The following is a 21235-nucleotide window of genomic DNA, read 5'->3' as shown; positions in this document are numbered from 1 at the left end:
TACCTCAGGAATCGCGCCCGCACCGGGAGCGCGGCCGGCGACGCGCCACCCGAGCACTCCGCAGCACGAGCCGGCAGCAGGAGCCCGCGAGCCGGGGAACCGCCGGTCAGCGCGGGTCGGCGGCGAGCACGGCGCCCACCTGGTCCGCGACGGCCGGGTCGAGCAGGTCGTAGCGGCCGCCGGAGACGAACCGCTCGGACAGCTCGAAGGTCACCACGTCGCCCTCGGCGAGCAGCCCCGCCGTCTCCCGCGGCCGCTTCGCGATCTCCTCCGGGTGCACGATGCTGATGTCGGCGAACGTCGCGGCCAGGTACGGGCTGGCGAACTGGGTGAACGAGTCGCCCACCATCCGCGTCGGCTCGGCGATCATGCCGGTCCGCGGCATCGACTTCAGGTGCAGCGGCTCGTGGAAGTCGCTGGGTTCGAAGCGGGTGTGGTCGGAGCCGCCGTCCGGCGCCAGCGAGTAGGCCTGGATCGGCACGGTGCGGCGCTGCCCGAGCAGGTCCGGGATGTCCGCGGAGTGCGGGTACTGCCTGCCGGGCTGCAGCTTCCAGGTGGCGGTGCTGCCCGGGGCCAGCCGCTCGGCCAGCTGGTACACCATCGTGATGCCGCCTTCGTGCGTCCAGTGCGTGTCGATGTCGTGGTAGATCGCGCGCCCGTTGCGGTCGGCGGATTCGAGCAGCGGTTCCCGCAGGTCGATCGCGCCTGTCGCGGTGGGCAGCCGCCGCCAGAACTCCGCCCTGGCCTGCGAGGAGCAGTCCTTGCCCGCGTAGTCCGGCGGCAGGTTCGCCGGGTACATCGTCGACTTGTCCGGCGCGATGACCAGCTGGAACTTCCGCCCGGAGGCCTCCACGACGCGGCGCCAGCGCTGCAGTCCGGTGATCACCTCGTCGAGGCTGCGCTTCGGCGTGCACGGGTAGGCGACGTCGTGGCCGAGGTACAGCCAGCCCGCGCGGCCCTCGATGACCTTCGGGAACACGTTCTCGTCCAGCGGCTGCCGGGGCTGCTGCTGGTCGCTGCCGGTGCCAGTGGGCGAGCTGTGCGTCCCCGATTCGAGCCGCGCCTGCTCGCCGAACACGCCCTGGCTGATCGAGTGCACGGACCGGACGGCGGTCCCGCGGAACGGCAGGTTCTCCGCGGCCCACGGCGACAGCCCGGTGAGGAAGCCCCAGCCGTCGGTGATGCTCGGGAACTCCGCCAGCGGCCGGTTCTCCAGCTGTTCGGCCCGCGCGCCGAACACCCAGGTGGTCGCGGGCGCGGTGAGGAACAGCAGCGCGCACACCAGGGCGGTCAGCTGGCGCTTGCCGTGCCGCGGCCGGTGCATCGGGTGTTCGCGCGGCAGCCACGACTCGTGGACCGCGGGTAACTCGGTGGGTTCCGTCCTCGACACGTCGCTACGTTAGCCCGACCGGGCGGTCCACGTGCCCGGTTCCCCCGCACCGGTCCCGCTATGCCGGTGCCCGGTCGTTCCGCAGGTACCGGGGTGGCGCGGGTTCGCGGTCCGCGTGCAGTTCGGCCAGCTGCGCCGCGATCGGCGGGTGCAGGTCGAGCCGGTGCAGCTCGGCGACCGGGACCAGGTCGGGCCGCAGCCCGTCCTCCCGGAACCGCGGTTGCCCGGCGGGCCGCCCCGACGAGCGGAACACGACGTCGACCAGCCGCTCGGCGTAGGGCCGCACGGTTTCGACGATGAGCGCGCAGCTGCCCGGGTCGATCAGCATGTCGGTCTCCTCGCGCAGCTCGCGCCGCACGCAGGCGTGGAAGTCCTCCCCCGGCCGCGGGGTGCCGCCGGGCAGCACCCAGTCGTCGTGCTCCCGGCGGCGCACCAGCAGCACGCGGTCGCCGAAGAACACGGCGGCGGAGCAGCGCAGCAGGACGTGGATGTGCGACATGGCGAGCCTCCTCGCGATCCGAAGAGGCCATCAGCGGCGTGTTCCGCACTTCCGGCGAGCCTCATCGCCACCGCCCAGTCTCCGCCCACCCCACCCCCACCACAACGGCCCAACGACCCGAACCCGGCATCCGAACGAGCACAGGGCCATGCCTTCGTCCTGTCAGCGGCGAAGCCGCTGAGCGGAGACCACGCACGTAGCAGGACCACCCGCGGGTACTCAGCGCTTTCCTCGCGAGGACAGCGATTTCTCCTGTGGCGGAGCCACCTGTGAAAACGATCCCGCAGCGAGGAAAGCGCTGAGGTTCCGCCACCCCACCCCAACGCGAAAAGAGCCGGGCAAGCCCTCAGAACTGGTAGTACAAGAACGGGCTGAACGAGCCGGTGGCTACGAGCAGCCCGGAGTACAGCAGCCCGACCGTCATCACCGCCGCCCGCAGCGCGTTCGCCTGCCGGGACCGCACCGACTCCAGGAACGCCCCGGTCCCGGTGGAGGCGGGCAGCAGCACCACGACCAGCGCCACCAGCAGGAAGAACACCCGCTGGTGGGTCACCGAGGCGGCGACGATGTCGGTGAGCCCGGACAGGTCCGGCAGCAGCATGTGACCGATCATCGTGAACGCGGTGCCCAGGTCGGGCGCCCGGAAGAACACCCAGCCCAGCACGACCAGCAGCAGCGTCAGCGCCCGCCTGCCCAGCCGCGCCCAGCGGTCCGCGGGCGCCGAGTCGTGCCCGGTGGCGCGTTCGACGACCAGCAGCGCCCCATGGAACAGGCCCCACACCAGGTAGGTCCAGGCCGCGCCGTGCCAGAACCCGGTGAGCACGAAGATGATCGTCAGGTTCAGGTAGGTGCGCCCGGTGCCGTGCCGGTTGCCGCCGAGCGGGATGTAGACGTAGTCGCGGAACCAGCGGGACAGCGACATGTGCCAGCGCCGCCAGAACTCGGTGACGGTCACCGAGGAGTAGGGGCGGGCGAAGTTCTCCGGCAGCCGGAACCCGAGCATCCGCCCCAGCCCGATCGCCATGTCGGAGTAGCCGGAGAAGTCGAAGTACAGCTGCACGGTGTAGCCGATGGCGCCGAGCCAGGCGACGGCGAAGCTCATGTCCTCGGCGGGCGTCGCGAAGCAGGCGTCGACCATCGGGGCGAGCGTGTCGGCGACGACGACCTTCTTCGTCAGCCCCCACGCGAACCGCGGGAAGCCTGCGGCGACGTCGTCGAGCCGGTGGGTGCGCTGCTGCGGGAGCTGGTCGGCGATCTCCCGGTAGCGCACGATCGGGCCGGCGACCAGCTGCGGGAACATCGCGATGTAGGTGACGAAGCCGACCGGGTTGCGCAGCGCGGGCCGTTCGCCGCGGTACACGTCGACCACGTAGGAGATGTGGTGGAACGTGTAGAAGGAGATGCCGATCGGCAGCGCCAGCTGCAGCACCGGGAAGTCGCCGCCGAACCACCGGGTCAGCGTCGCCAGCTGCTCGGTGGCGAAGCCGGCGTACTTCCACACCACCAGCACCAGCAGGTCGAACGAGACGGCGCCGATGAGCAGGGCGCGGCGCTGCGGGTGCTCCGCTTCGGGTTCGAGGGCCTTGCCCGTGAGGAAGTTGACGACGATGCACGCCAGCAGCAGCAGGGTGGTGCCGCCCGCGCCGCTGGCGTAGAACACCAGGCTCGCGACGGCCACGATGGCGTTGCGCGCGGATCGCGGCGCGATGAGCACCGCCGCCAGCACGACCGGCAGGAAGTACCAGAGGAACAGCGGAGTGGAGAAGTACATCGGTGTGGGGCCTCGCGGTGCTGGGAGACCCTGGCCTCCCGATCGACTCGGCTTCGGAGCCTAGCCGAGCGCCCACCCGCACCGACGTCGAATGCCCGAGCTCACCACGACGCACCGCGGTGGGCGGCCCATCCGCCCGATGGGACGGGACGGACGGGCCGCTCCCCGGCGGTCAGTAGGTGACGGGCTTGATCCGGCGGCGCCGCGCCACCTCGGCCAGCACCACGCCGGCCGCGACGGAGGCGTTCAGCGACTCCACCTGCCCGGCCATCGGGATCGACACCGTCTGGTCGCAGGTGTCCCGCACCAGCCGGGACAGCCCGCGGCCTTCGGAACCGACGACGACCACCAGCGGTCCGCTGGCCAGTTCCAGCTCGTCGGAGGTGATGTCGGAGTCCGCGTCGAGCCCCACGACCATCAGGCCCTCGTTCTTGAGGTCCTTGAGGGTGCGGGTGAGGTTCACGGCCATCGCCACCGGCAGCTGCGCCGCGGTGCCCGCGCTGGTGCGCCACGCGACGGCGGTCATCCCGGCGCTGCGGCGCTGCGGGAGGATCACGCCGTGCGCGCCGAAGGCGGCGGCCGAGCGGATCACCGCCCCCAGGTTCCGCGGGTCGGTGACGCCGTCCAGCGCCACCAGCAGCGGCGGCAGGCCGGAGTCGGCGGCGTGCTCGAGCACCTCGTCCGGGTGCGCGTACTTGAACGGCGGCACCTGCAGCGCGAGGCCCTGGTGCATCGCCCCGCCGGTGATCCGGTCCAGTTCGGTGCGCGGCACGTCGATCACCGAGATGCCCTTGTCGGACGCGGTGCGCACCGCGTCCCTGACCCGGTCGTCGGTGTCGATGCCCTGCGCCACGTACAGCCCGGTGGCGGGCACGCCCGCGCGGAGGCACTCGGCGACCGGGTTGCGGCCGGCCACCATCTCGGGCAGGTCGCGCTGTTCGCGCTGCCTGCGGTTCTGCTGCTCGGTGCGGGCCTTGGCCGCGTCCGCGCGCTTCTTGGCCGGGTGCGGGACCCGGTCCTTGGCCTTGGGGGTGGGGCCCTTGCCTTCGAGGCCCTTGCGGCGCTGGCCGCCGGAGCCCTTCACCATCCCCTTCTTGGTGCCCGGCTTGCGGGTCGCCCCACGGCGCTTGTCGTTGCCTGCCAACGTTCGTTCACCCGTCCTTGAGTGTCCACAACGGACCGTCGGGTGTGTCCTCGACGGCGACGCCGGAAGCCAGCAGCCGGTCCCGCAGCAGGTCGGCGGTGGCGAAGTCGCGCTCCGCCCGAGCCTTCTGCCGCTGCTCCAGCAGGCCGTCGACCAGCTCTGCGAGTGCTCGGCGCGCGGCGTCGTCCGCGCCGGACTCCTCGGCCCACTGCGGGGCGAGGGGGTCCAGGCCGAGCACATCGGTCATGGTGCGCACCGAGGCCGCCGCGGCGCGCGCGGCCTCGTCGTCACCGGTGTCGAGCGCGGCGTTGCCCTCCCGGATCGTGGTGTGCACCGCGGCCACCGCCTGCGGCGTGGACAGGTCGTCGTCCATCGCCGCGGCGAATTCGGCGCGCACCTCCCCGTGCCCCACCCCGCCGGTGCGCTGCGCGACGCGGTGCACGAAGGATTCGATGCGCCGGTAGGTGGCGACCGCTTCCTGCAGCGCCTCCTCGGAGAACTCCAGGGTCGAGCGGTAGTGCGGGGCCACCAGGTAGTAGCGCAGCTCGCAGGCGCGAGCGCGTTCCAGCACGGCCGGGATGCTCATGGTGTTGCCGAGCGACTTCGACATCTTCTCGCCGCTCATCGTCACCCAGGCGTTGTGCAGCCAGTAGCGCGCGAACGGGTCGCCCGCCGCGTTCGACTGGGCGAGTTCGTTCTCGTGGTGCGGGAACACCAGGTCCAGGCCGCCGCCGTGGATGTCGAACTCGGCGCCGAGGTAGTAGGTGGCCATCGCCGAGCACTCCAGGTGCCAGCCGGGGCGGCCGTCGCCCCACGGCGTGGGCCAGCTCGGTTCGCCGGGCTTGGCTCCCTTCCACAGCGTGAAGTCGCGGGGGTCGCGCTTGCCGGACGCCGCGCTCTCGCCCTGCTGCACCTCGTCGAGGCGCTGGCCGGACAACCGTCCGTACTCCGCGGCGAAGGAGCCGACGGAGAAGTACACGTCGCCGCCCGACGGGTAGGCGTGGTCCTTGTCGATCAGCCGCTGGATCAGGTCGACCATCTGCCCGATGTGCCCGGTGGCGCGGGGCAGCGCGGACGGCGGGAGGCAGCCGAGCCGGTCGTAGGCGCTCTCGAAGGCGCGCTCGTGGGTGGCGGCCCACTCCCACCAGGGGCGGCCGGCCTCCCCCGCCTTCGCGATGATCTTGTCGTCGATGTCGGTGACGTTGCGGACCAGCCGCACGTCGTACCCGGTGTGCAGCAGCCAGCGGCGCAGCACGTCGAAGTCGAGCCCGCTGCGCACGTGCCCGATGTGCGGCACGCCCTGCACCGTCGCCCCACAGACGTAGATCGACGCCACTCCGTCGCAGCGCGGGTGGAATTCGCGCGTCGTGCGGGTCGCGGTGTCATGCAGGTGCAGGCTCACGCCTCGATGGTACGGGGGTCCTCCGATCGTGAACCACGACAGGGGCCTGCTCGTCAAGGCTTCGCGATGTGCGCTCCGCCGGAGATCCGGTCGGTGATCACGCCCCCGCGGGCGAGGCGGGCAGCACGCCGTGCTCCGCGACCGCCGCGAGCAGGGCGTCCGGGCGCTGCGCGGTGGGCAGCGGTTCCACGATGGACACCGCGCAGCCGATCTCGGCCGCGGCCCCGTCGGCCTCCGCGCTGTCGCCGATCATGAGCGCTTCCGCCGGTTCGACGCCGAGGCGCTCGCAGGCGCGCAGGAACAGCTTCGGGTCCGGCTTGACCACGCCTTCGACGTAGGACATCAGGTACTCGTCGACCAGGTCGAACACGCCGAGCTCGTCGAACGCCGGGCGGATGTCGAAGGCGATGTTGCTGATCACGCCGATGCGCACGCCCGCGTCCCGCAGCCTGCGCAGCACTTCGGCGGTGTCCGGGTACGGCGTCCAGGACATCGGGTCGACGAGCCGGCCGTAGAGCGCTTCGCCCTGCTCGGCGGTGCTGACGCCGGACAGCCGCAGCACCTCGATGTTGGCCTTGCGGTGCATCTCCGGGTCGAGGTCGCGCCGCTCCCAGGCCTCCTGGAACTCCGGTGCGAGGTCGGCGACGCGGCCGGTGGGGGCGGTGAGCCTGCGCAGCAGCTCGGTCTGGGCCTCCAGGCTCAGCGGATCACCGCTGCCGTCGGTGAGGCCGGCGAGCCAGGACGCGTCCTGCTCCAGCCGGAACAACGTGCCCGAGTAGTCGAAGAACACCGCGCGCAAGCTCACCCGGCCCACCCTACGGCCCGAGCCGCGCCCACCCCCGCCGCTGCGGCCGATCTCACCACCCCACCGCGCGACTCCCGGCGTGGTCCACCACGGCGGTCCGCTGCTGGACGCGTCGGCCGTCCTCGACGACTTCCCACGCGCGGCGGTGGACGGGCCCGCGGCGACGCGCGTGGGCTGCTCGACCGCGCTGGACGAACTCGCCGCGGGCCGCACCGCCGCACCGCCTGGACGTGTTCGAGAACGGCGCGCGGCAGGAGCGCCGCCTTCGAGGTCCCGCGCCCCTCCCCCGCGGAGCGCGGCGCGGGCGCGGGCGATCGACCCGCGACCGCCGGATCCGATGGTCCGAACCGGCTCCCGCTGATCACCCGCGCCCCGGCGGACCGTCACCGGCGTGGCGACGGCGGCCGGGATCCGCTCGGGCTCAGGGCGCGCCCGAGGCGAGGTGGTCGGCGGAGATCGGGTCGTCGTGGTGCAGCGGCGCGAGGATGCCGAACACGCAGGAGGCGGTGCTGATCCACAGGATGGCGGCGGCGAGGACGAGCGCGGCGGCGCCACCGGCCGCCCACAGCAGCAGCGAACAGGGCCAAGCGATCACGGGCTGGCCGACCACGGCCCTGCGCACCCAGCGGTTGCGTTCGATCACCATGCGTCGAGCATGACCCGCGGCGGGCGGCGCGGCCAGGGTGCGAACCCGGACCTTTCCCCGACTTATCCCCCAGGTGGGCGAGATTTAACCGGACGTGCTGGTCAAGCCGCCGAGAAGAGCAATGCGGTGGCGACGGCGGCGATGCCTTCACCGCGGCCGGTGAGGCCGAGCCCGTCGCTGGTCGTGCCGGACACCGACACCGGCGCGCCGAGCACCTCGGAGAGCACCTGCTGCGCCTCCTCGCGGCGCTTGCCGATGCGGGGCGCGTTGCCGATGACCTGCACGGTGGCGTTGCCGACCTGGAACCCGGCCGCGGTGATCCGGGCCAGCACCTCGGTGAGCAGTTCCGCCCCGTGCGCCCCGGCCCAGCGATCGCCGCCGGTGCCGAACACGGCGCCCAGGTCGCCGAGCCCCGCCGCGGACAGCAGCGCGTCGCACAGCGCGTGCGCCGCGACGTCCCCGTCGGAGTGACCGCTGCACCCGTCGACGCCGGGCCACCGCAGTCCGGCGATCCAGCACTCCCGCCCGGCTTCCACGGGGTGCACGTCGACGCCTTGGCCGATCCTCGGCAGCGGTCCGGTCACCGGGGTTCTCCGATCGGTTCGGCGGCGAGCACCGACTCGGCGACCGCCAGGTCGAAAGCGGTGGTGATCTTCAGGGCGTTCGGGTGACCGGGAACGGTGCGCACGTCGCCGCCGACTCGTTCCACGAGTCCGGCGTCGTCGGTGGCGGCGTCCCCGGCCGCGGCGTACGCGGCGCGCAGCACGTCGGGCCGGAAGCCCTGCGGGGTCTGCACGCTGCGGAGTAGGGACCGGTCGACGGTCGCGGTGACCGCGCCGTCCTGGTCGACCTGCTTGATGGTGTCGGCGACGGGCAGCACCGGAATCACGGCGGGTGCCCCGCCGAGCACGGCGTCCACCACGTCGCCGATCACGTCGGGCGGGGTGAACGCACGGGCCGCGTCGTGCACCAGCACCACGTCGGCGTCGGGCACGGCCCGTTCGGTGACGGCGAGCGCGAGGCGGACGGATTCGGTGCGGTCGGCACCTCCGGCCACCACGTGCACGGCGGCCGCGTCGAACTCACCGAGCTCGCGTTCGACCACGTCGACCTGGTCCGGCGGTGCGGCGACGATCACGTGGTGCACGCGCCCGGAGGCCAGGAGACCACCGACCGCGCGCACCAGCAGAGATCGGCCCGCGACCTGGACCAGCGCTTTCGGCATCCCGGCACCGAGGCGCACACCGCGCCCGGCGGCCGGAACGAGGGCCACCACCGTCACGTTGAGCAGAACCCGCCGATCACACGGCCGTGGCGAGAACTTCGTCCAACAGGGACTCGGCCTTGCCTTCGTCGGTCCCCTCGGCCAGCGCCAATTCGCTGACCAGTATTTGCCTGGCCTTGGCCAACATGCGCTTTTCACCCGCGGACAGGCCACGGTCCTTCTCGCGCCGCCAGAGGTCGCGCACCACTTCGGCCACCTTGTTCACATCGCCGGAGGCGAGCTTCTCCACGTTGGCCTTGTACCGCCGGGACCAGTTAGTCGGTTCCTCGGTGTGCGGGGCGCGCAGCACGTCGAAGACGCGGTCCAGACCCTCTTGACCGACGACGTCCCGAACACCGACGATCTCGGCGTTGTCAGCGGGAACTCGAACGGTCAAGTCACCTTGCGCGACCTTGAGGACGAGGTATTGCTTCTCCTCGCCCTTGATCACACGGGTCTCGATTGCTTCGATGAGCGCGGCGCCGTGATGCGGGTAGACGACGGTCTCTCCGACCTTGAAAACCATGTGTCCTCTGCCCCTTTCGCTGCGCCCAGCTTAGCATGCGCGGCAACCGAGCCTCGACCGGCTCCCGTCTGTCGTCGCAGGTCAGGACGCGATCGGGGGTTGACAAACAGGCTCCGGACATGCATCCGGAGGCCCCCGAAAGGGGCCGTTTGATCCACTGTGGACACCTTCCGAACACGGTTCTCGACCCTGGACCGGGGGCCGATGTGGGGTCTGCCTACTGGTCCCCGGGAGCCGACCATTAAGCTCCATCGCGGTCGTCCGGCTATCAGGAAGGACACTGCCACCGTGAGCCGCCTTCAGCACCACACCTTCCGCGTGCGGTTGACCTCGGCCGCCCTCGGCCTGGGCGCCGTTCTGGCGCTCGCCGGATGCAGCGCCGGGCAGGTCACCGAGACCGACACGCAGGTCGCCGCCGTCGCGGGCGGCAGCGGAGACGCCGGCGGCATCGGCGTCCGGAACGCGACGCTGGCCTTCCCGGAGACCGGGAGCCGCTACCCCCAGGGCGCATCGGCCCCGCTGGCCGCCGTGCTGATCAACGACGGCGCGGAGGCGGACCGCCTGGTCCAGGTGTCCTCCACCTACGCGGCCTCGGTCGACGTCGGCCAGACCCGCGTCCTGCCGTCGCGGGCCGCGCTGCACGCCTACGCCGAGCCGACCACCCCGGCCGCCGGGCAGCAGCCCGGGCAGGGCCCCGGCGCCGACCAGCAGCAGGTCTCGATCACGCTGAAGGGCCTCACCCAGGACATCACGCCCGGCGTGACCATCCCGGTGACCTTCGTGTTCGAGAAGGCGGGCCCGCTCACCGTGCAGGTCCCGATCGGCGAGGACTCCACGCCGCGCCCGGACACCGGTGGCGAGGAATCGCACCACTGACAGCCAGCTCGAACAGCAGCCGGAGGCCGTCCCGTCGGGGGCGGCCTCCGCTGCGTCCGGGGCCTGCTCGCCGGGCGGGCGCCGACACGCGGGCGTGTGTCGGCACGGGCCCCGTCGGGGTCGGCTTATAGCCTCGCCCCGTGCCTACCAAGAACGCCCGTCCCGCCTACCGCTGCGCCGAATGCGGTCACGAGGTCGCGAAGTGGGTCGGCCGCTGCCCGAAGTGCCACGAGTGGAACACCGTGGAGGAAGCGGCCCCGGCGCGGCCCGCGCTGGCGAAGCTGTCCGCGGCCGCGCCGTCCAGCACGGCCCGACCGATCGGCGAAGTGGACCTGGACTCGGCGCGGGCCGTCCCGACCGGCATCGCCGAGCTGGACCGGGTGCTCGGCGGCGGCATCGTGCCGGGCGCGGTGATGCTGCTGGCCGGTGAGCCCGGGGTCGGCAAGTCGACGCTGCTGCTGGAGGTCGCGCACCGCTGGGCCGCGGCCCGCTCCGGCGGACCCTCGCTGTACATCACGGGCGAGGAATCGGCCGGTCAGGTGCGGCTGCGCGCGGAACGGACGAACTCGCTGGACCCGGAGCTGTTCCTGGGCTCGGAGAACGACCTGTCCGCGGTGCTCGGGCACGTGGAGGCGGTCAAGCCGGGGCTGCTGATCGTGGACTCGGTGCAGACGGTGCAGTCCCCGGACGTGGACGGCACCCCCGGCGGCGTGACGCAGGTGCGGGCGGTGACCTCGGGCCTGGTGGCACTGGCGAAGGAGCGCGGGCTGCCGGTGGTGCTGGTCGGGCACGTGACGAAGGACGGCGCCGTCGCGGGCCCGCGCGCCCTGGAGCACCTGGTGGACGTGGTGCTCAACTTCGAGGGAGACCGGCACTCGGCGCTGCGGATGCTGCGCGGCATCAAGAACCGGTTCGGCCCGGCCGACGAGGTCGGCTGCTTCGAGCAGCGCGACGACGGCATCGCCGAGGTCACCGACCCGTCCGGTCTGTTCCTGAACCGGCAGGAGGCGGCGGTGCCGGGCACCGCGGTCACCGTGATGGTGGAGGGCAAGCGGCCGCTGCTGGCGGAGGTGCAGGCACTGGTCGCCCCCACCCAGATGCAGATCCCGCGGCGGGCGGTGAGCGGCCTGGACTCGGCCCGGGTGTCGATGACGCTGGCGGTGCTGGACAAGCGCGGCCGGATCCGCACCGGGGAGAAGGAGGTGTTCGCGGCGACGGTCGGCGGCATGAAGGTCACCGAGCCCGCTGCGGACCTGGCGGTGGCGCTGGCGGTGGCCTCCTCGGCGCTGGACGTGCCGCTGCCGCCGAACATCGTGGTGATCGGCGAGGTCGGGCTGGCCGGGGAGATCCGCCGGGTGAGCGGGGTCGGCAGGCGGCTCGCGGAGGCCGCGCGGCTCGGCTTCGACCGGGCGCTGGTGCCGCCGGACTCGGGCCGGCTGCCACCGGGCATCCGGGCCACCGAGGTACCGGACATCAAGACGGCGCTGAAGTCCCTGCGCTCGCGCTGATCTCCTGTCGTCGAACTCGGCGCGCGCCGGTCTGGGGGTAGCGGTGGTGGAGGGTCATCCCGAGTCGTTGCGGACGACGCTGGCGTGGCTGGCGCCCGGGACGGCGCTGCGGGACGCGCTGGAGCGCATCCTGCGGGGCCGCACCGGGGCGCTGATCGTGCTGGGCCACGACGCGACCGTGGAGTCGATCTGCGACGGCGGTTTCCGGCTGGACGTGGCGTTCAGCGCCACCCGGCTCCGCGAGCTGTCCAAGATGGACGGTGCGGTGGTGCTGTCCACGGACGCGACCCGCATCCTGCGGGCGAACGTGCAGCTGGTGCCGGACCCGACGATCCCCACCGACGAATCGGGGACCCGGCACCGCACCGCGGAGCGCACCGCCATCCACACCGGGCATCCGGTCGTGTCGGTGAGCCAGTCGATGAGCCTGGTCAGCGTCTACATCCACGGCTACCGGCACGTGCTGTCGGGCTCGCCGGAGATCCTGTCCCGGGCGAACCAGGCGCTGGCCACGCTGGAGCGCTACACGGCCCGGCTGGCGGAGGTGACGCACACGCTGACCGCGCTGGAGGTGGCGGACGCGGTGACGCTGCGGGACGCGATGACCGTGGTGCAGCGCCTGGAGATGGTGCGCCGCATCTCGGACGAGATCGGCGGCGCGGTCGTCGAGCTGGGCAGCGACGGCCGGTTGATCGAACTGCAGCTGGACGAGCTGGTCGGCGGCATCGACGTGGACCGGGAGCTGGTGGTGCAGGAGTACCTGCCGACCGCGGACGGGCTGCCGACGACGGAGCAGGTGGACGCGGCGCTGGCGGAGCTGGACGCGACGGCGCTGCTCGACCTGACCGCGGTGGCGCGGGCGTTCGGCTACTCCGGCCGGGCGGAAGACCTGGAGGAGCCGCTGCGGCCGCGTGGCTACCGGCTGCTGGCCAGGGTGCCGCGGCTGCCGCCCGCGGTGCGCAGGCAGTTGGTGGCGCACTTCGGGTCGCTGCAGGCGATGCTGGCAGCGGACGTCCCGCAGCTGTGCGAGGTGGAGTTCGTCGGCGAGGCCCGCGCCCGCTCCCTCCGCGACGCGCTGGCCCGGCTCGCCGAAGCGGGCCGCCACCTCTGATCCGCCCAGCTGATCCGCCCAGCTGATCCGCGCCTCCGCTCCGCCCAGCCGACCGACGCCCCTGATCGGCATCGCTGATCGACGCCCGTGGTCGACGCCGCTGATCCGCACCGCTGACCGGCGCATCTGATCGACGCCCCTGATCCGCACCGCTGACCGACGCATCTGATCGACGCCCCTGATCCGCACCGCTGACCGGCGCCCGTCGTCGGCGCCCCTGATCGACGCGGCGGACGGCGGCGGGCGGTGTGTCAGCCGGTGATGCGGAAGGGCGCGGGTTCGCTGACCATCCGGTCCAGTCGGGCGCCGACCACGTACTCGCCCGCGGGCGCGGTGTCGCGTTCGGCGGCGCACTGGGCGGGGCTCGCGTCGCGGGTGGAGGCGACGCCGGTCCACCGGATCTCGTTGCGCACGGATTTCCCGGGCTCGAGCAGGGGCTTCTCGTTGGTGGACTCGACCTGGCAGTCGTTGCTGGACCAGAACCTGGTGCCGTCCTCGGTGGACACGACGACCTCGCGGAGCATCCGGTCGGTGTTCCGGACGCAGGGCTGGGAGCTGGCGTTGGTGATGACCATCCGCAGTTCGACGGGCTCGCCCGCCGGGAAGCTCGGGCGGGCCGGTTCGGCGGCGATCCGGAGGTCCTGGTCGGCGCAGGCGGGCGGTGGCGGCGGGGTAGCCGGTGCGGGCGGTGGTGGCGGTGCCGCTGCCGCGCGCGGGTCGGCCGGTGGTGGCGCGGCCTGCGGGGCGGGCTCGGATGCGCGGGGGAGCAGGACTCCGGCGAGGACGACGATCCCCCACAGCGCCAGGGCCATGACCAGCAGGAACATGCCTACTGCCAGTGCACGGCGACGCCAGTACACCTCGCGGGGAAGCGGTCCGATGGGATCCAGCACGCTCCGACGGTAACCCGGCGATACCGCCGAACGGCCCTATGCACTTGACCCCGATCAGGTGCATTGGCCCGGTTGATCAGTTGCGTTCTGCAACCCCTTCGGGCGACCCACGCACGAGCGCGGGGCGGGCGCGGGTGACCCGGACGAGTGGTGGCAGGATCGAATCCGAGATGACGACGATCACCTGGGAACCCACCGAACTCATCGACTGGTTCGCCGCCGAAGCCCGTCCGCTGCCGTGGCGCGCGCCGGGCGTCACCGGCTGGGGCGTGCTGGTCAGCGAGACCATGCTGCAGCAGACGCCGGTGAACCGGGTCGCCCCGATCTGGCAGGAGTGGATGGAGCGCTGGCCGCGCCCGTCCGACCTGGCCGCGGCCACCCAGGCCGAGGTGCTGCGCGCCTGGGGCAAGCTCGGCTACCCGCGCCGGGCGCTGCGGCTGCACCAGGCGGCGGCCGCCATCGCCGCCGACCACGGCGACGTCGTTCCGTCCGATGTGGACACGTTGTTGGCGCTGCCGGGCATCGGCGCGTACACGGCGCGCGCGGTGGCCGCGTTCGCCTACGGCAAGCGGGCGCCGGTGGTGGACACCAACGTGCGCCGGGTGGTGGCGCGCGCGGTGCACGGCGCGGGCGACGCCGGACCGCCGTCGACGAAGCGGGACCTGGCGGACGTGGACGTGCTGCTGCCGTCCGACGACGCGAACGCGGCCCGGCTCTCGGCGGCGCTGATGGAGCTGGGGCAGGTCGTGTGCACGGTCCGCTCCCCCGCCTGCGAGCGCTGCCCGATCGCGGCGGACTGCGCGTGGCAGCACGCCGGCCGTCCCGCCTACGCGGGACCGCCGAAGAAGGTGCAGAAGTTCGCGGGCACCGACCGGCAGGTGCGCGGCAAGCTGCTGGACGTGCTGCGCGGAGCGGAAGGCCCGGTGCAGCGCGCCGCGCTCGACGCGGTGTGGCAGGACGCGGGGCAGCGGGACCGCTGCCTGGATTCCCTGCTGGTGGACGGATTGCTGGAGCAGACCGAGGACGGCCGCTTCGCCCTCCCCGGCGAGCACTGAGCCGACGACGGCCCGGAGGGCGGAACCGATGGCGCAGGCGCTGACCGTGTTCTTCGACGACGCGACCGAACGCCGGTTGCGGGAGCTGCGGGACACCGCGGCCGCGTCGGGGGTTCCGGTGCTGACCGGCAGGCCCGGCGTGACGCTGGCTTCGGCGAGCGCGATCCCCGCCGCCGCCCGGTCGGCGCTGCGCGCGGAGCTGCGGGCGCTGTTCCTGCCGGACCTGTGGTTCTACACGCTCGGCACGTTCCCGGGCGAGGACGCGGTGCTGCTGCTGACGGCGGTGGTGGACGCGGAGCTGCTGGCGGTGCACTCGGCCGTGCACGACGCGCTCGCGGGCAAGGTGTCGAACCCGTCGGCGTACCACTTCCCCGGGGCCTGGATCCCGCACTGCGCGCTGACGCCGGTGCTGGGCGGTGCGGAACTCACCGCGGGGTTCGCCGCGCTGCGCGCGGTGGAGCCGGTGCGGGCGGCGGTCGCCGAGGTGGCGGTGCTGGATTCCCGGGACGACAGCGCGGACGTGCTCGTCGAACGGTGATCGCCGGAGCTCCGGGCTCCGCGACCTGACGCGGGTTCCGCCGCCGACATCCGGCCGCGCTGATCGCTCGACGGGGACCACCGGCCCCTGATCACCGGACCCCGAACACCGGATGCTGCGCGCTGATCCCCGTTCACAGCACTGCTCTCCGGACGCCGACCCGGGACGCTCAGCTGACCCCAGGACGCCGATCACGGGACGCTCAACTGATCCACGGACGCCGAGCCCAGCCGCCGCGCCCCGATCCCCGGACGCCGAGCCCAGCCGCCGCATGCTGACCCCGGACACCGAGCCCAGCCATCGCGGCGCTGCTCCCCGGACGCCGACCACCGGGCGCCGCACGCTGATCCTCGGAAGCCGAGCGCCCACCACCGCCCGCCGCTCCCGGCCGCCGAGCGCGGCCCACCGACCCCGAACCGCCCGTCCGCGCCCGTCCGCGCGCGGCCGCCGCAGCGCCGCCCGAGCCCGCGGAGCAGGCCCCGGAACGGGTGATCCGCGGTCGCCCGAACATCCGCCGCAGGGCGCGCGGAACCCCGCCCACCAGCGAAGTCGATCCCTCCTTTGTGGACTACCACCGGTGCTCGCCCGAGTTGCTCCCGCCCAGGTGAGGGGCCACTTTGGACCGGCATCCTGTCACGCGGCGTGAGGAGCGAGATGGACGTCGAGGGCGTGAGCATCGTGGCGCGCGGGATCACGGCAACCGGGCCGGAAGGCATCGTCTTCGAGAACGTCGACGCGCGCGTGTACCCGGGGGAGCTCGCGGTCGTCCTCGGCGAGGGCGGCACCGGCCGCACCTCCCTGCTGCTCGCGCTGTCCGGCAGGCTGCGCATCGTCGCCGGGCGCATCGAGATCGACGAGGCACCGCGCCGCGCGGGCCTGGTGCGCCGCGTCGTCGTCCCCGCTCGCCTCTCCCCCGGTTTCGAACTGGACGGCAGGCTCCGGGTCCGCGAGGCCATCCGGGAACGCCGCCTCACCGCCCGCGTCTCCGCGCCGGACGTGGACCGGGCGCTGGCGCTGGTCGGGGTGGACGTGGACCGGGCCGCGCTGATCGACGAGTTGTACCCGGACGACCGGCTGCTGCTCGCGATCGCGCTCGCCACCGCGGGCGGCCCGCCGGGGATCGTGGTGGACGACGTGACCGCCGGGCTGCTGCCGTCCGGGCGCAACCGGGTGTGGTCGGCGCTGCGGGTCGTCGCCGACACCGGGACGACCGTGCTGGCCAGCGCCACCGAACCCGGCTCGGAGGCGGACGTGCTGATCCGGTTGCCGTACAACGTCGTCGACTTCGGCGACGACACCGGCGGGTTGCCGCTGTTCAGCTCCACCGCGGGCGAGGACCTCCGATGAAGGCGCTGTACCTGGCGTGGCTGGAGCTGCGGCGCTTCCGCGGGCCGTGGCGCCGGTTCGCGCCCGCCGTGCTGATCCTCGTCCCGCTGCTGTACGGGGCGCTGTTCCTGTGGTCCAACTGGGACCCGTACGGACGGACCGCGCAGGTGCCGGTGGCGGTGGTCAACTCCGACCGGCCCGCCGACCACAACGGGGAGCAGATCAACGCGGGCGAGCAGTTCGTGCAGCAGCTGCGCACCACCGACTCGTTCCAGTGGCACTTCGTCGACGCGAACACCGCGCGCAGCGGGCTGGAGGACGGCCGCTACTACTTCACGATCCGCGTCCCGGAGGACTTCAGCACCCGGCTGGCGCACTCCACGCGCAGCGCCCCGCAACGCCCCGCAGTGCTGTTGACCAGGAACGACGCCAACGGTCACCTGGCGGGGATCATGGCGGACACGGCGCGCTACGAGCTGCAGAACCAGATCAACGCGGCCGCGTACGCCGCCTACGCGCGCGGGCTGTACGGCGACCTGGGCGAGGTGCGCGGCAAGCTCGGCACCGCATCGGAGGTCTCCGAGCAGCTGGTGCAGGGCACCCAGTTGAGCAAGCAGAGCACCGGGGCGCTGGCCCGCGGCCTCACCGGGGTGCGGGACGGCGCGGGACGGGTCTCCGGCGGGGCGCGGGACGTCGCCGACGCGTCCGCGGAGCTCGACGACAAGCTGTCCTCGATCACCGACTTCACCGGGCAGCGGCTGCCCGCGGCCACCGATGCGCTGCTGGACGCGAGCTCCTCCGCGGTGGCCGACCTCAACTCGATCTCCGGCGGGGCCGCGGCGGCGCAGCGGCAGGCGAGCGGATCGGCGGGTGCCCTGGAGCAGCTGGCGCAGCGGCACCCGGACCTGGCGGGCGACCCGCTGTACCGGTCCGCGCTGGCCGACGCGCGGCGGCTCGCCGCCACCACCTCGGCGCTCGACGGCACGGCGCGGAACGCGCAGGGCACCGCCGCCGACGCCCAGGACCGGGCGCTGGCGCTGCGCGACGAGCTCGCGCCGATGCAGGAGGCGACGAACGACCTCACCGAACCGGCCGGCCGGCTGCGGATCGCGTCCGCGGAGCTCACCGGCGGCTCCGGCGGGCTCACCCAGGGCGTGAACGCGCTGGTCGCGAACATCGGCGTCGCCCAGACCAGCTCGGGCCAGCTGCACGACGGCGCGCGGCGCCTCGCCGACCAGGTGCGGGACAGCCTGGACCGGATGCCGCCCGCCGGCCCGACGGAGGTCGCGCGGGCCTCCGGCGAACTCGGCACGCCGTCGGTGGTGCGGGCGACGACGCTGAACTCGGCCGACGTGTACGGGCGCGGGGTGGCGCCGCTGTTCTTCGCGATCGCGCTGTGGGTGTTCGGGCTGTTCGCCTACCTGCTGTTCGCGCCGCTGAACCGGCGGGCGCTGGGCGGGCGCACCAACCCGCTGTCCATCGCCGTCGGCGGCCTGCTGCCCGCGGCGGCGCTCGGGGTGATCGGCGGGCTGGTGCTGCTGGGCGCGGCGGACCTGGTGCTCGGGCTCGACCCGGTGGACCTGCCCGCCGCGGTGGGGCTGGTCGCGCTGGCGGCGGCCGCGTTCACCGCGGTGAACCACTTCCTGCGGGCGGCGTTCGGCGTGGTCGGCGGGCTGGTGTCGGTGACGTTGATGCTGGTGCAGATCACCGCCTCCGGCGGGCTGTACCCGGTGGAGACCGCACCGGCGCCGTTCCAGGCGCTGCACCAGGTGCTGCCGATGAGCTACCTGGTGGACGGGCTGCGGGTCGCGTTCACCGGCGGCGAGTCCGCGCACCTGGCGCGGGACGCGATCGTGCTCGGCGGGGTGCTCATCGGGTTCCTGCTGCTGACCTCGCTCGTGGTGCTGCGGCACCGGACGTGGACGATCGGCAGGCTGCACCCGCAGCTGGAGCTGTAAGCCCCGCTGCGCTGCTCGTCAGGCCCGGGGCGGACCCGTAGGCTGCGTACATGGCTGTTGTGAAGATCAACGCGATCGAGGTCCCCGAGGGCTCCGGCCCCGAACTGGAGAAGCGCTTCGCCGGGCGCCACGGCTCGGTGGAGGACTCCCCGGGTTTCCTCGGCTTCGAGCTGCTGCGGCCCGTGCAGGGCGACACCCGGTACTTCGTCTACACGAAGTGGGAGTCCGAAGAGGACTTCCAGAACTGGGCGCAGGGCCCGGCGAAGGCCGCGCACTCCGGCGAGCACAAGAACACCGTCGCCACCGGCTCCAGCCTGCTGGAGTTCGAGGTCGTCCAGGAGAAGCACAAGGACGCGTGAGCGTTCTCCCGGGCGGGCACCGCGCCCGCCCGGGATCCGAGGGGTGAGGAGCGCGGTGAGCACGGACGCGGTCGCCGCGGCGGCGGCGGAGATCGCCGGAGCGGAAGCGCTGCTGGTGTGCGCGGGCGCGGGGATCGGTGTCGACTCCGGGCTCCCCGACTTCCGCGGCGATGCCGGTTTCTGGCGGGCGTACCCGCCGTACGAGCGGCTCGGGTTGAGCTTCGTCGAGGTCGCCGATCCGGTGCACTTCGCCGAAGATCCCGCGCTCGCGTGGGGTTTCTACGGGCACCGGCTCGGGCTGTACCGCGCGACGGTGCCGCACGAGGGCTTCGCGATCCTGCACCGGTGGGCGCGGCGGATGCCGCTCGGCGCGCGGGTGTTCACCTCGAACGTCGACGGCCAGTTCCAGGTCGCCGGGTTCGCGCCGGAGCACGTCGCCGAGTGCCACGGCAGCATCCACCGGTTGCAGTGCCTGGAACCGTGCACCGACGACGTGTGGTCGGCCGCCGACGTCTCGGTGCGGGTCGATCCGGCGACGATGCGCGCGGAATCCCCGCTGCCCGCCTGCCGGAACTGCGGCGGCACGGCGCGGCCGAACATCTTGATGTTCGGGGACTGGAGCTGGGTCGCCGGGGACGCGCAGCCGCGGCTGGACGCGCTGCAGGCGTGGCGGCGGTCGCTGCGGGCGGCGCGGCTGGTGGTGGTGGAGCTCGGCGCGGGCACCGCGGTGCCGACGGTGCGCAGGCACGCCGAACTGGCCTCGGCCGCGTCCGGGGCGCTGATCCGCATCAACCCGCGCGAACCCGAGGTGCGCCACGGCCGCGGCCTCTCCCTGCCGCAGCCCGCGCTGCCGGCCTTGCGCGCCATCGATGCCGCGCTCAACGCATGAACGCCCGCCACTGCGAGCACAACACCCGGCGAGCAGAGCCGCGCCACCGCAGATCGTGCCTGCTTCCGGTCGGCGCGAAGCGCTGAGCCGCCGACCAAGCTCGCACCCGGACCACCCGCGGGTTCTCAGCGGGATTCGCGCGAGGACGGCTTTCCCCTCGTGGCGGAGCCGCTCGGGAAAACGATCCCGCAGCGAGAGTCCCGCTGAGGTTCCCCAGAGCAGGACGAGTCCGGCGCGGCCTCAGCCCGGGATCACCAGGTGGGTGCTGATGGCGCGGTGGTCGCTGCCGGGGACGTCGTGCACCTGGTAGTCCTGCGGGACGAGGCCTTCGCTGATCAGCACGTGGTCGATGGTGACGCGCGGCGTCCAGCCCGCGCCCCAGGTCGGGGCGAGCCCGTCCCCGGTGACCTCGGCGACGTCGGCGTAGCCGCCGCCCAGCAGCGCCCGCAGCGGCGAGTTGTCCAGCGTCGCGTTGAAGTCCCCGGCGAGGATCCGCGGCGCGGCGCGCTCCCCCGGCGGGCGCGGCAGCGCGTCGATCTCCTGCCGCCAGCGGCCGGCCGTGTCCGCCCCCATCGGGTAGAGCGGGTGCACCGCGACGAACTCGACCTCGCGCCCGCCCGGCAGCCGGATCAGCGCGGACGGCTGGGCCAGCGAGGTCGGCGGCACCAGCGCCAGCTCGCGCAGCGGGAACCGGGACGCGATGCCGCTGCCGTCGGCCCGCGGCCCGCTGTGCAGCACCCGGTGCGGGAGCAGGTCGGCGAGCCCGGCGCGGTCCAGCGCGGCGGCGGCCTCCGGGGTGAGCTCCTGCAGGCTCAGCACGTCGACCCGCCCGTCCCGCACCAGGTCCACGACCCGTTCCGCGTCGGCCCGGCCGAAAAACAGGTTGACCGACAGCACGCGCAGCGGTGAACCTTGCACCGGTGTCGGCGAATCCGGGATCGCCCGGGGGAGCACCAGGACCGCCAGCACCACCGACAGCAGACCCACCAGCAGCGTGCTCAGCCACCGGCGCAGCGCCAGGCCCAGCACGGTCAGCACGACCCCCACCGGCACGGCGTACGGCAGGGTCGCGGTCAGCGCGATCAGGTAGCGGTTCGCGGTGTCGAACCCCAGCAGCGCGGGTGCCGCCCACGCGGCGGTGCCGAGCACGGCGAGCACGAACAGCGCGGTCGCGCACCCGTTCTTGCGGCGCGGCGCTCCGGTCTCGGGTTCGGCGACCGCCGCGTCCATCCAGCACCCCCGATGTCGTGCGGCTCACCCGCGCCGTCAGCGCGC

General features: G+C 73.3%; 21 protein-coding genes and 1 riboswitch. Of the genes, 9 read left to right on the top strand and 12 right to left on the bottom strand.

Annotated features, from left to right (window positions below):
- Positions 1–106: 106 nt before the first annotated feature.
- The 10 genes from AC29IT_RS11575 to AC29IT_RS11530 all read right to left on the bottom strand — a co-directional run bounded on the left by AC29IT_RS11575 (position 107) and on the right by AC29IT_RS11530 (position 9447).
- Positions 107–1390: an alginate O-acetyltransferase AlgX-related protein gene (locus AC29IT_RS11575; RefSeq protein WP_358435019.1), complete on the bottom strand. Its 1284-nt coding sequence runs from the start codon at positions 1388–1390 to the stop codon at positions 107–109.
- Positions 1391–1448: 58 nt separating this feature from the next.
- Positions 1449–1889, bottom strand: a complete 441-nt coding sequence (locus tag AC29IT_RS11570; RefSeq protein WP_488218700.1) for an NUDIX hydrolase — start codon at positions 1887–1889, stop codon at positions 1449–1451.
- A gap of 14 nt (positions 1890–1903) precedes the next feature.
- Positions 1904–1967: riboswitch (Fluoride riboswitch) on the bottom strand.
- 268 nt (positions 1968–2235) lie between these two features.
- A complete protein-coding gene (locus AC29IT_RS11565) occupies positions 2236–3660 on the bottom strand; it encodes an MBOAT family O-acyltransferase (protein WP_488218699.1) in 1425 nt (474 codons plus the stop codon).
- 172 nt (positions 3661–3832) lie between these two features.
- Positions 3833–4804, bottom strand: coding sequence for a 23S rRNA (guanosine(2251)-2'-O)-methyltransferase RlmB (rlmB, locus tag AC29IT_RS11560; RefSeq protein ID WP_358435011.1), 972 nt, complete (start codon positions 4802–4804; stop codon positions 3833–3835).
- A gap of 7 nt (positions 4805–4811) precedes the next feature.
- Positions 4812–6206 (bottom strand): cysteine--tRNA ligase, encoded by a 1395-nt coding sequence (gene cysS, locus AC29IT_RS11555; RefSeq protein ID WP_358435008.1) that lies wholly within the window; start codon positions 6204–6206, stop codon positions 4812–4814.
- A 97-nt stretch (positions 6207–6303) separates the two neighbouring features.
- Positions 6304–7011, bottom strand: a complete 708-nt coding sequence (locus AC29IT_RS11550; RefSeq protein WP_488218698.1) for an HAD family hydrolase — start codon at positions 7009–7011, stop codon at positions 6304–6306.
- A gap of 421 nt (positions 7012–7432) precedes the next feature.
- Positions 7433–7657, bottom strand: coding sequence for a hypothetical protein (locus tag AC29IT_RS11545; protein WP_488218697.1), 225 nt, complete (start codon positions 7655–7657; stop codon positions 7433–7435).
- A 101-nt stretch (positions 7658–7758) separates the two neighbouring features.
- Positions 7759–8241: a 2-C-methyl-D-erythritol 2,4-cyclodiphosphate synthase gene (ispF, locus tag AC29IT_RS11540; protein ID WP_488218696.1), complete on the bottom strand. Its 483-nt coding sequence runs from the start codon at positions 8239–8241 to the stop codon at positions 7759–7761.
- The gene (gene ispD / locus AC29IT_RS11535) at positions 8238–8939 is read right to left on the bottom strand and encodes a 2-C-methyl-D-erythritol 4-phosphate cytidylyltransferase (protein WP_488218695.1); all 702 of its coding nucleotides are present in this window, start codon (positions 8937–8939) and stop codon (positions 8238–8240) included. Before ispD ends, ispF begins: the two co-directional genes overlap by 4 nt.
- Positions 8940–8958: 19 nt before the next feature.
- Positions 8959–9447, bottom strand: coding sequence for a CarD family transcriptional regulator (locus tag AC29IT_RS11530; RefSeq protein WP_184483481.1), 489 nt, complete (start codon positions 9445–9447; stop codon positions 8959–8961).
- A 288-nt stretch (positions 9448–9735) separates the two neighbouring features.
- On the opposite strand from AC29IT_RS11530, the gene AC29IT_RS11525 reads away from it, so the two are divergent.
- From AC29IT_RS11525 to disA, 3 genes are all read left to right on the top strand, one after another.
- Entirely contained in the window at positions 9736–10323 is a 588-nt protein-coding gene (locus AC29IT_RS11525; RefSeq protein ID WP_358434993.1) for a copper chaperone PCu(A)C, read from the top strand.
- A gap of 140 nt (positions 10324–10463) precedes the next feature.
- Positions 10464–11831, top strand: a complete 1368-nt coding sequence (gene radA, locus AC29IT_RS11520) for a DNA repair protein RadA (protein ID WP_358434990.1) — start codon at positions 10464–10466, stop codon at positions 11829–11831.
- Between the two features lie 46 nt (positions 11832–11877).
- Positions 11878–12942: a DNA integrity scanning diadenylate cyclase DisA gene (gene disA / locus AC29IT_RS11515; RefSeq protein ID WP_488218694.1), complete on the top strand. Its 1065-nt coding sequence runs from the start codon at positions 11878–11880 to the stop codon at positions 12940–12942.
- 251 nt (positions 12943–13193) lie between these two features.
- On the opposite strand, the gene AC29IT_RS11510 is transcribed toward disA, so the two are convergent.
- Positions 13194–13835 carry a hypothetical protein gene (locus tag AC29IT_RS11510; protein ID WP_488218693.1) on the bottom strand — a complete coding sequence of 214 codons (642 nt, stop codon included), beginning with the start codon at positions 13833–13835 and terminating at the stop codon, positions 13194–13196.
- A 170-nt stretch (positions 13836–14005) separates the two neighbouring features.
- On the opposite strand from AC29IT_RS11510, the gene AC29IT_RS11505 reads away from it, so the two are divergent.
- The 6 genes from AC29IT_RS11505 (at position 14006) to AC29IT_RS11480 (ending at position 19960) form a co-directional block, all read left to right on the top strand.
- Positions 14006–14890: an HhH-GPD family protein gene (locus tag AC29IT_RS11505; RefSeq protein ID WP_488218692.1), complete on the top strand. Its 885-nt coding sequence runs from the start codon at positions 14006–14008 to the stop codon at positions 14888–14890.
- A gap of 28 nt (positions 14891–14918) precedes the next feature.
- Entirely contained in the window at positions 14919–15428 is a 510-nt protein-coding gene (locus AC29IT_RS11500; protein WP_488218691.1) for a 2'-5' RNA ligase family protein, read from the top strand.
- A 654-nt stretch (positions 15429–16082) separates the two neighbouring features.
- Positions 16083–16775: an ATP-binding cassette domain-containing protein gene (locus AC29IT_RS11495; RefSeq protein WP_358434977.1), complete on the top strand. Its 693-nt coding sequence runs from the start codon at positions 16083–16085 to the stop codon at positions 16773–16775.
- Positions 16772–18712 carry a YhgE/Pip family protein gene (locus tag AC29IT_RS11490; RefSeq protein WP_488218690.1) on the top strand — a complete coding sequence of 647 codons (1941 nt, stop codon included), beginning with the start codon at positions 16772–16774 and terminating at the stop codon, positions 18710–18712. Before AC29IT_RS11495 ends, AC29IT_RS11490 begins: the two co-directional genes overlap by 4 nt.
- 50 nt (positions 18713–18762) lie before the next feature.
- Entirely contained in the window at positions 18763–19071 is a 309-nt protein-coding gene (locus AC29IT_RS11485) for an antibiotic biosynthesis monooxygenase family protein (RefSeq protein ID WP_358434972.1), read from the top strand.
- Positions 19072–19126: 55 nt separating this feature from the next.
- Positions 19127–19960 (top strand): SIR2 family NAD-dependent protein deacylase, encoded by an 834-nt coding sequence (locus tag AC29IT_RS11480; RefSeq protein ID WP_488218689.1) that lies wholly within the window; start codon positions 19127–19129, stop codon positions 19958–19960.
- Positions 19961–20200: 240 nt separating this feature from the next.
- Here AC29IT_RS11480 and AC29IT_RS11475 read toward each other — a convergent pair whose 3' ends face one another.
- A complete protein-coding gene (locus AC29IT_RS11475) occupies positions 20201–21190 on the bottom strand; it encodes an endonuclease/exonuclease/phosphatase family protein (RefSeq protein ID WP_488218688.1) in 990 nt (329 codons plus the stop codon).
- Positions 21191–21235: the final 45 nt, after the last annotated feature.

The organism is Saccharopolyspora sp. MMCC62 (genome assembly GCF_057736575.1).
Note: the sequence above shows the minus strand (reverse complement) of the source record. Positions and strands in the feature narration are given on the sequence as shown.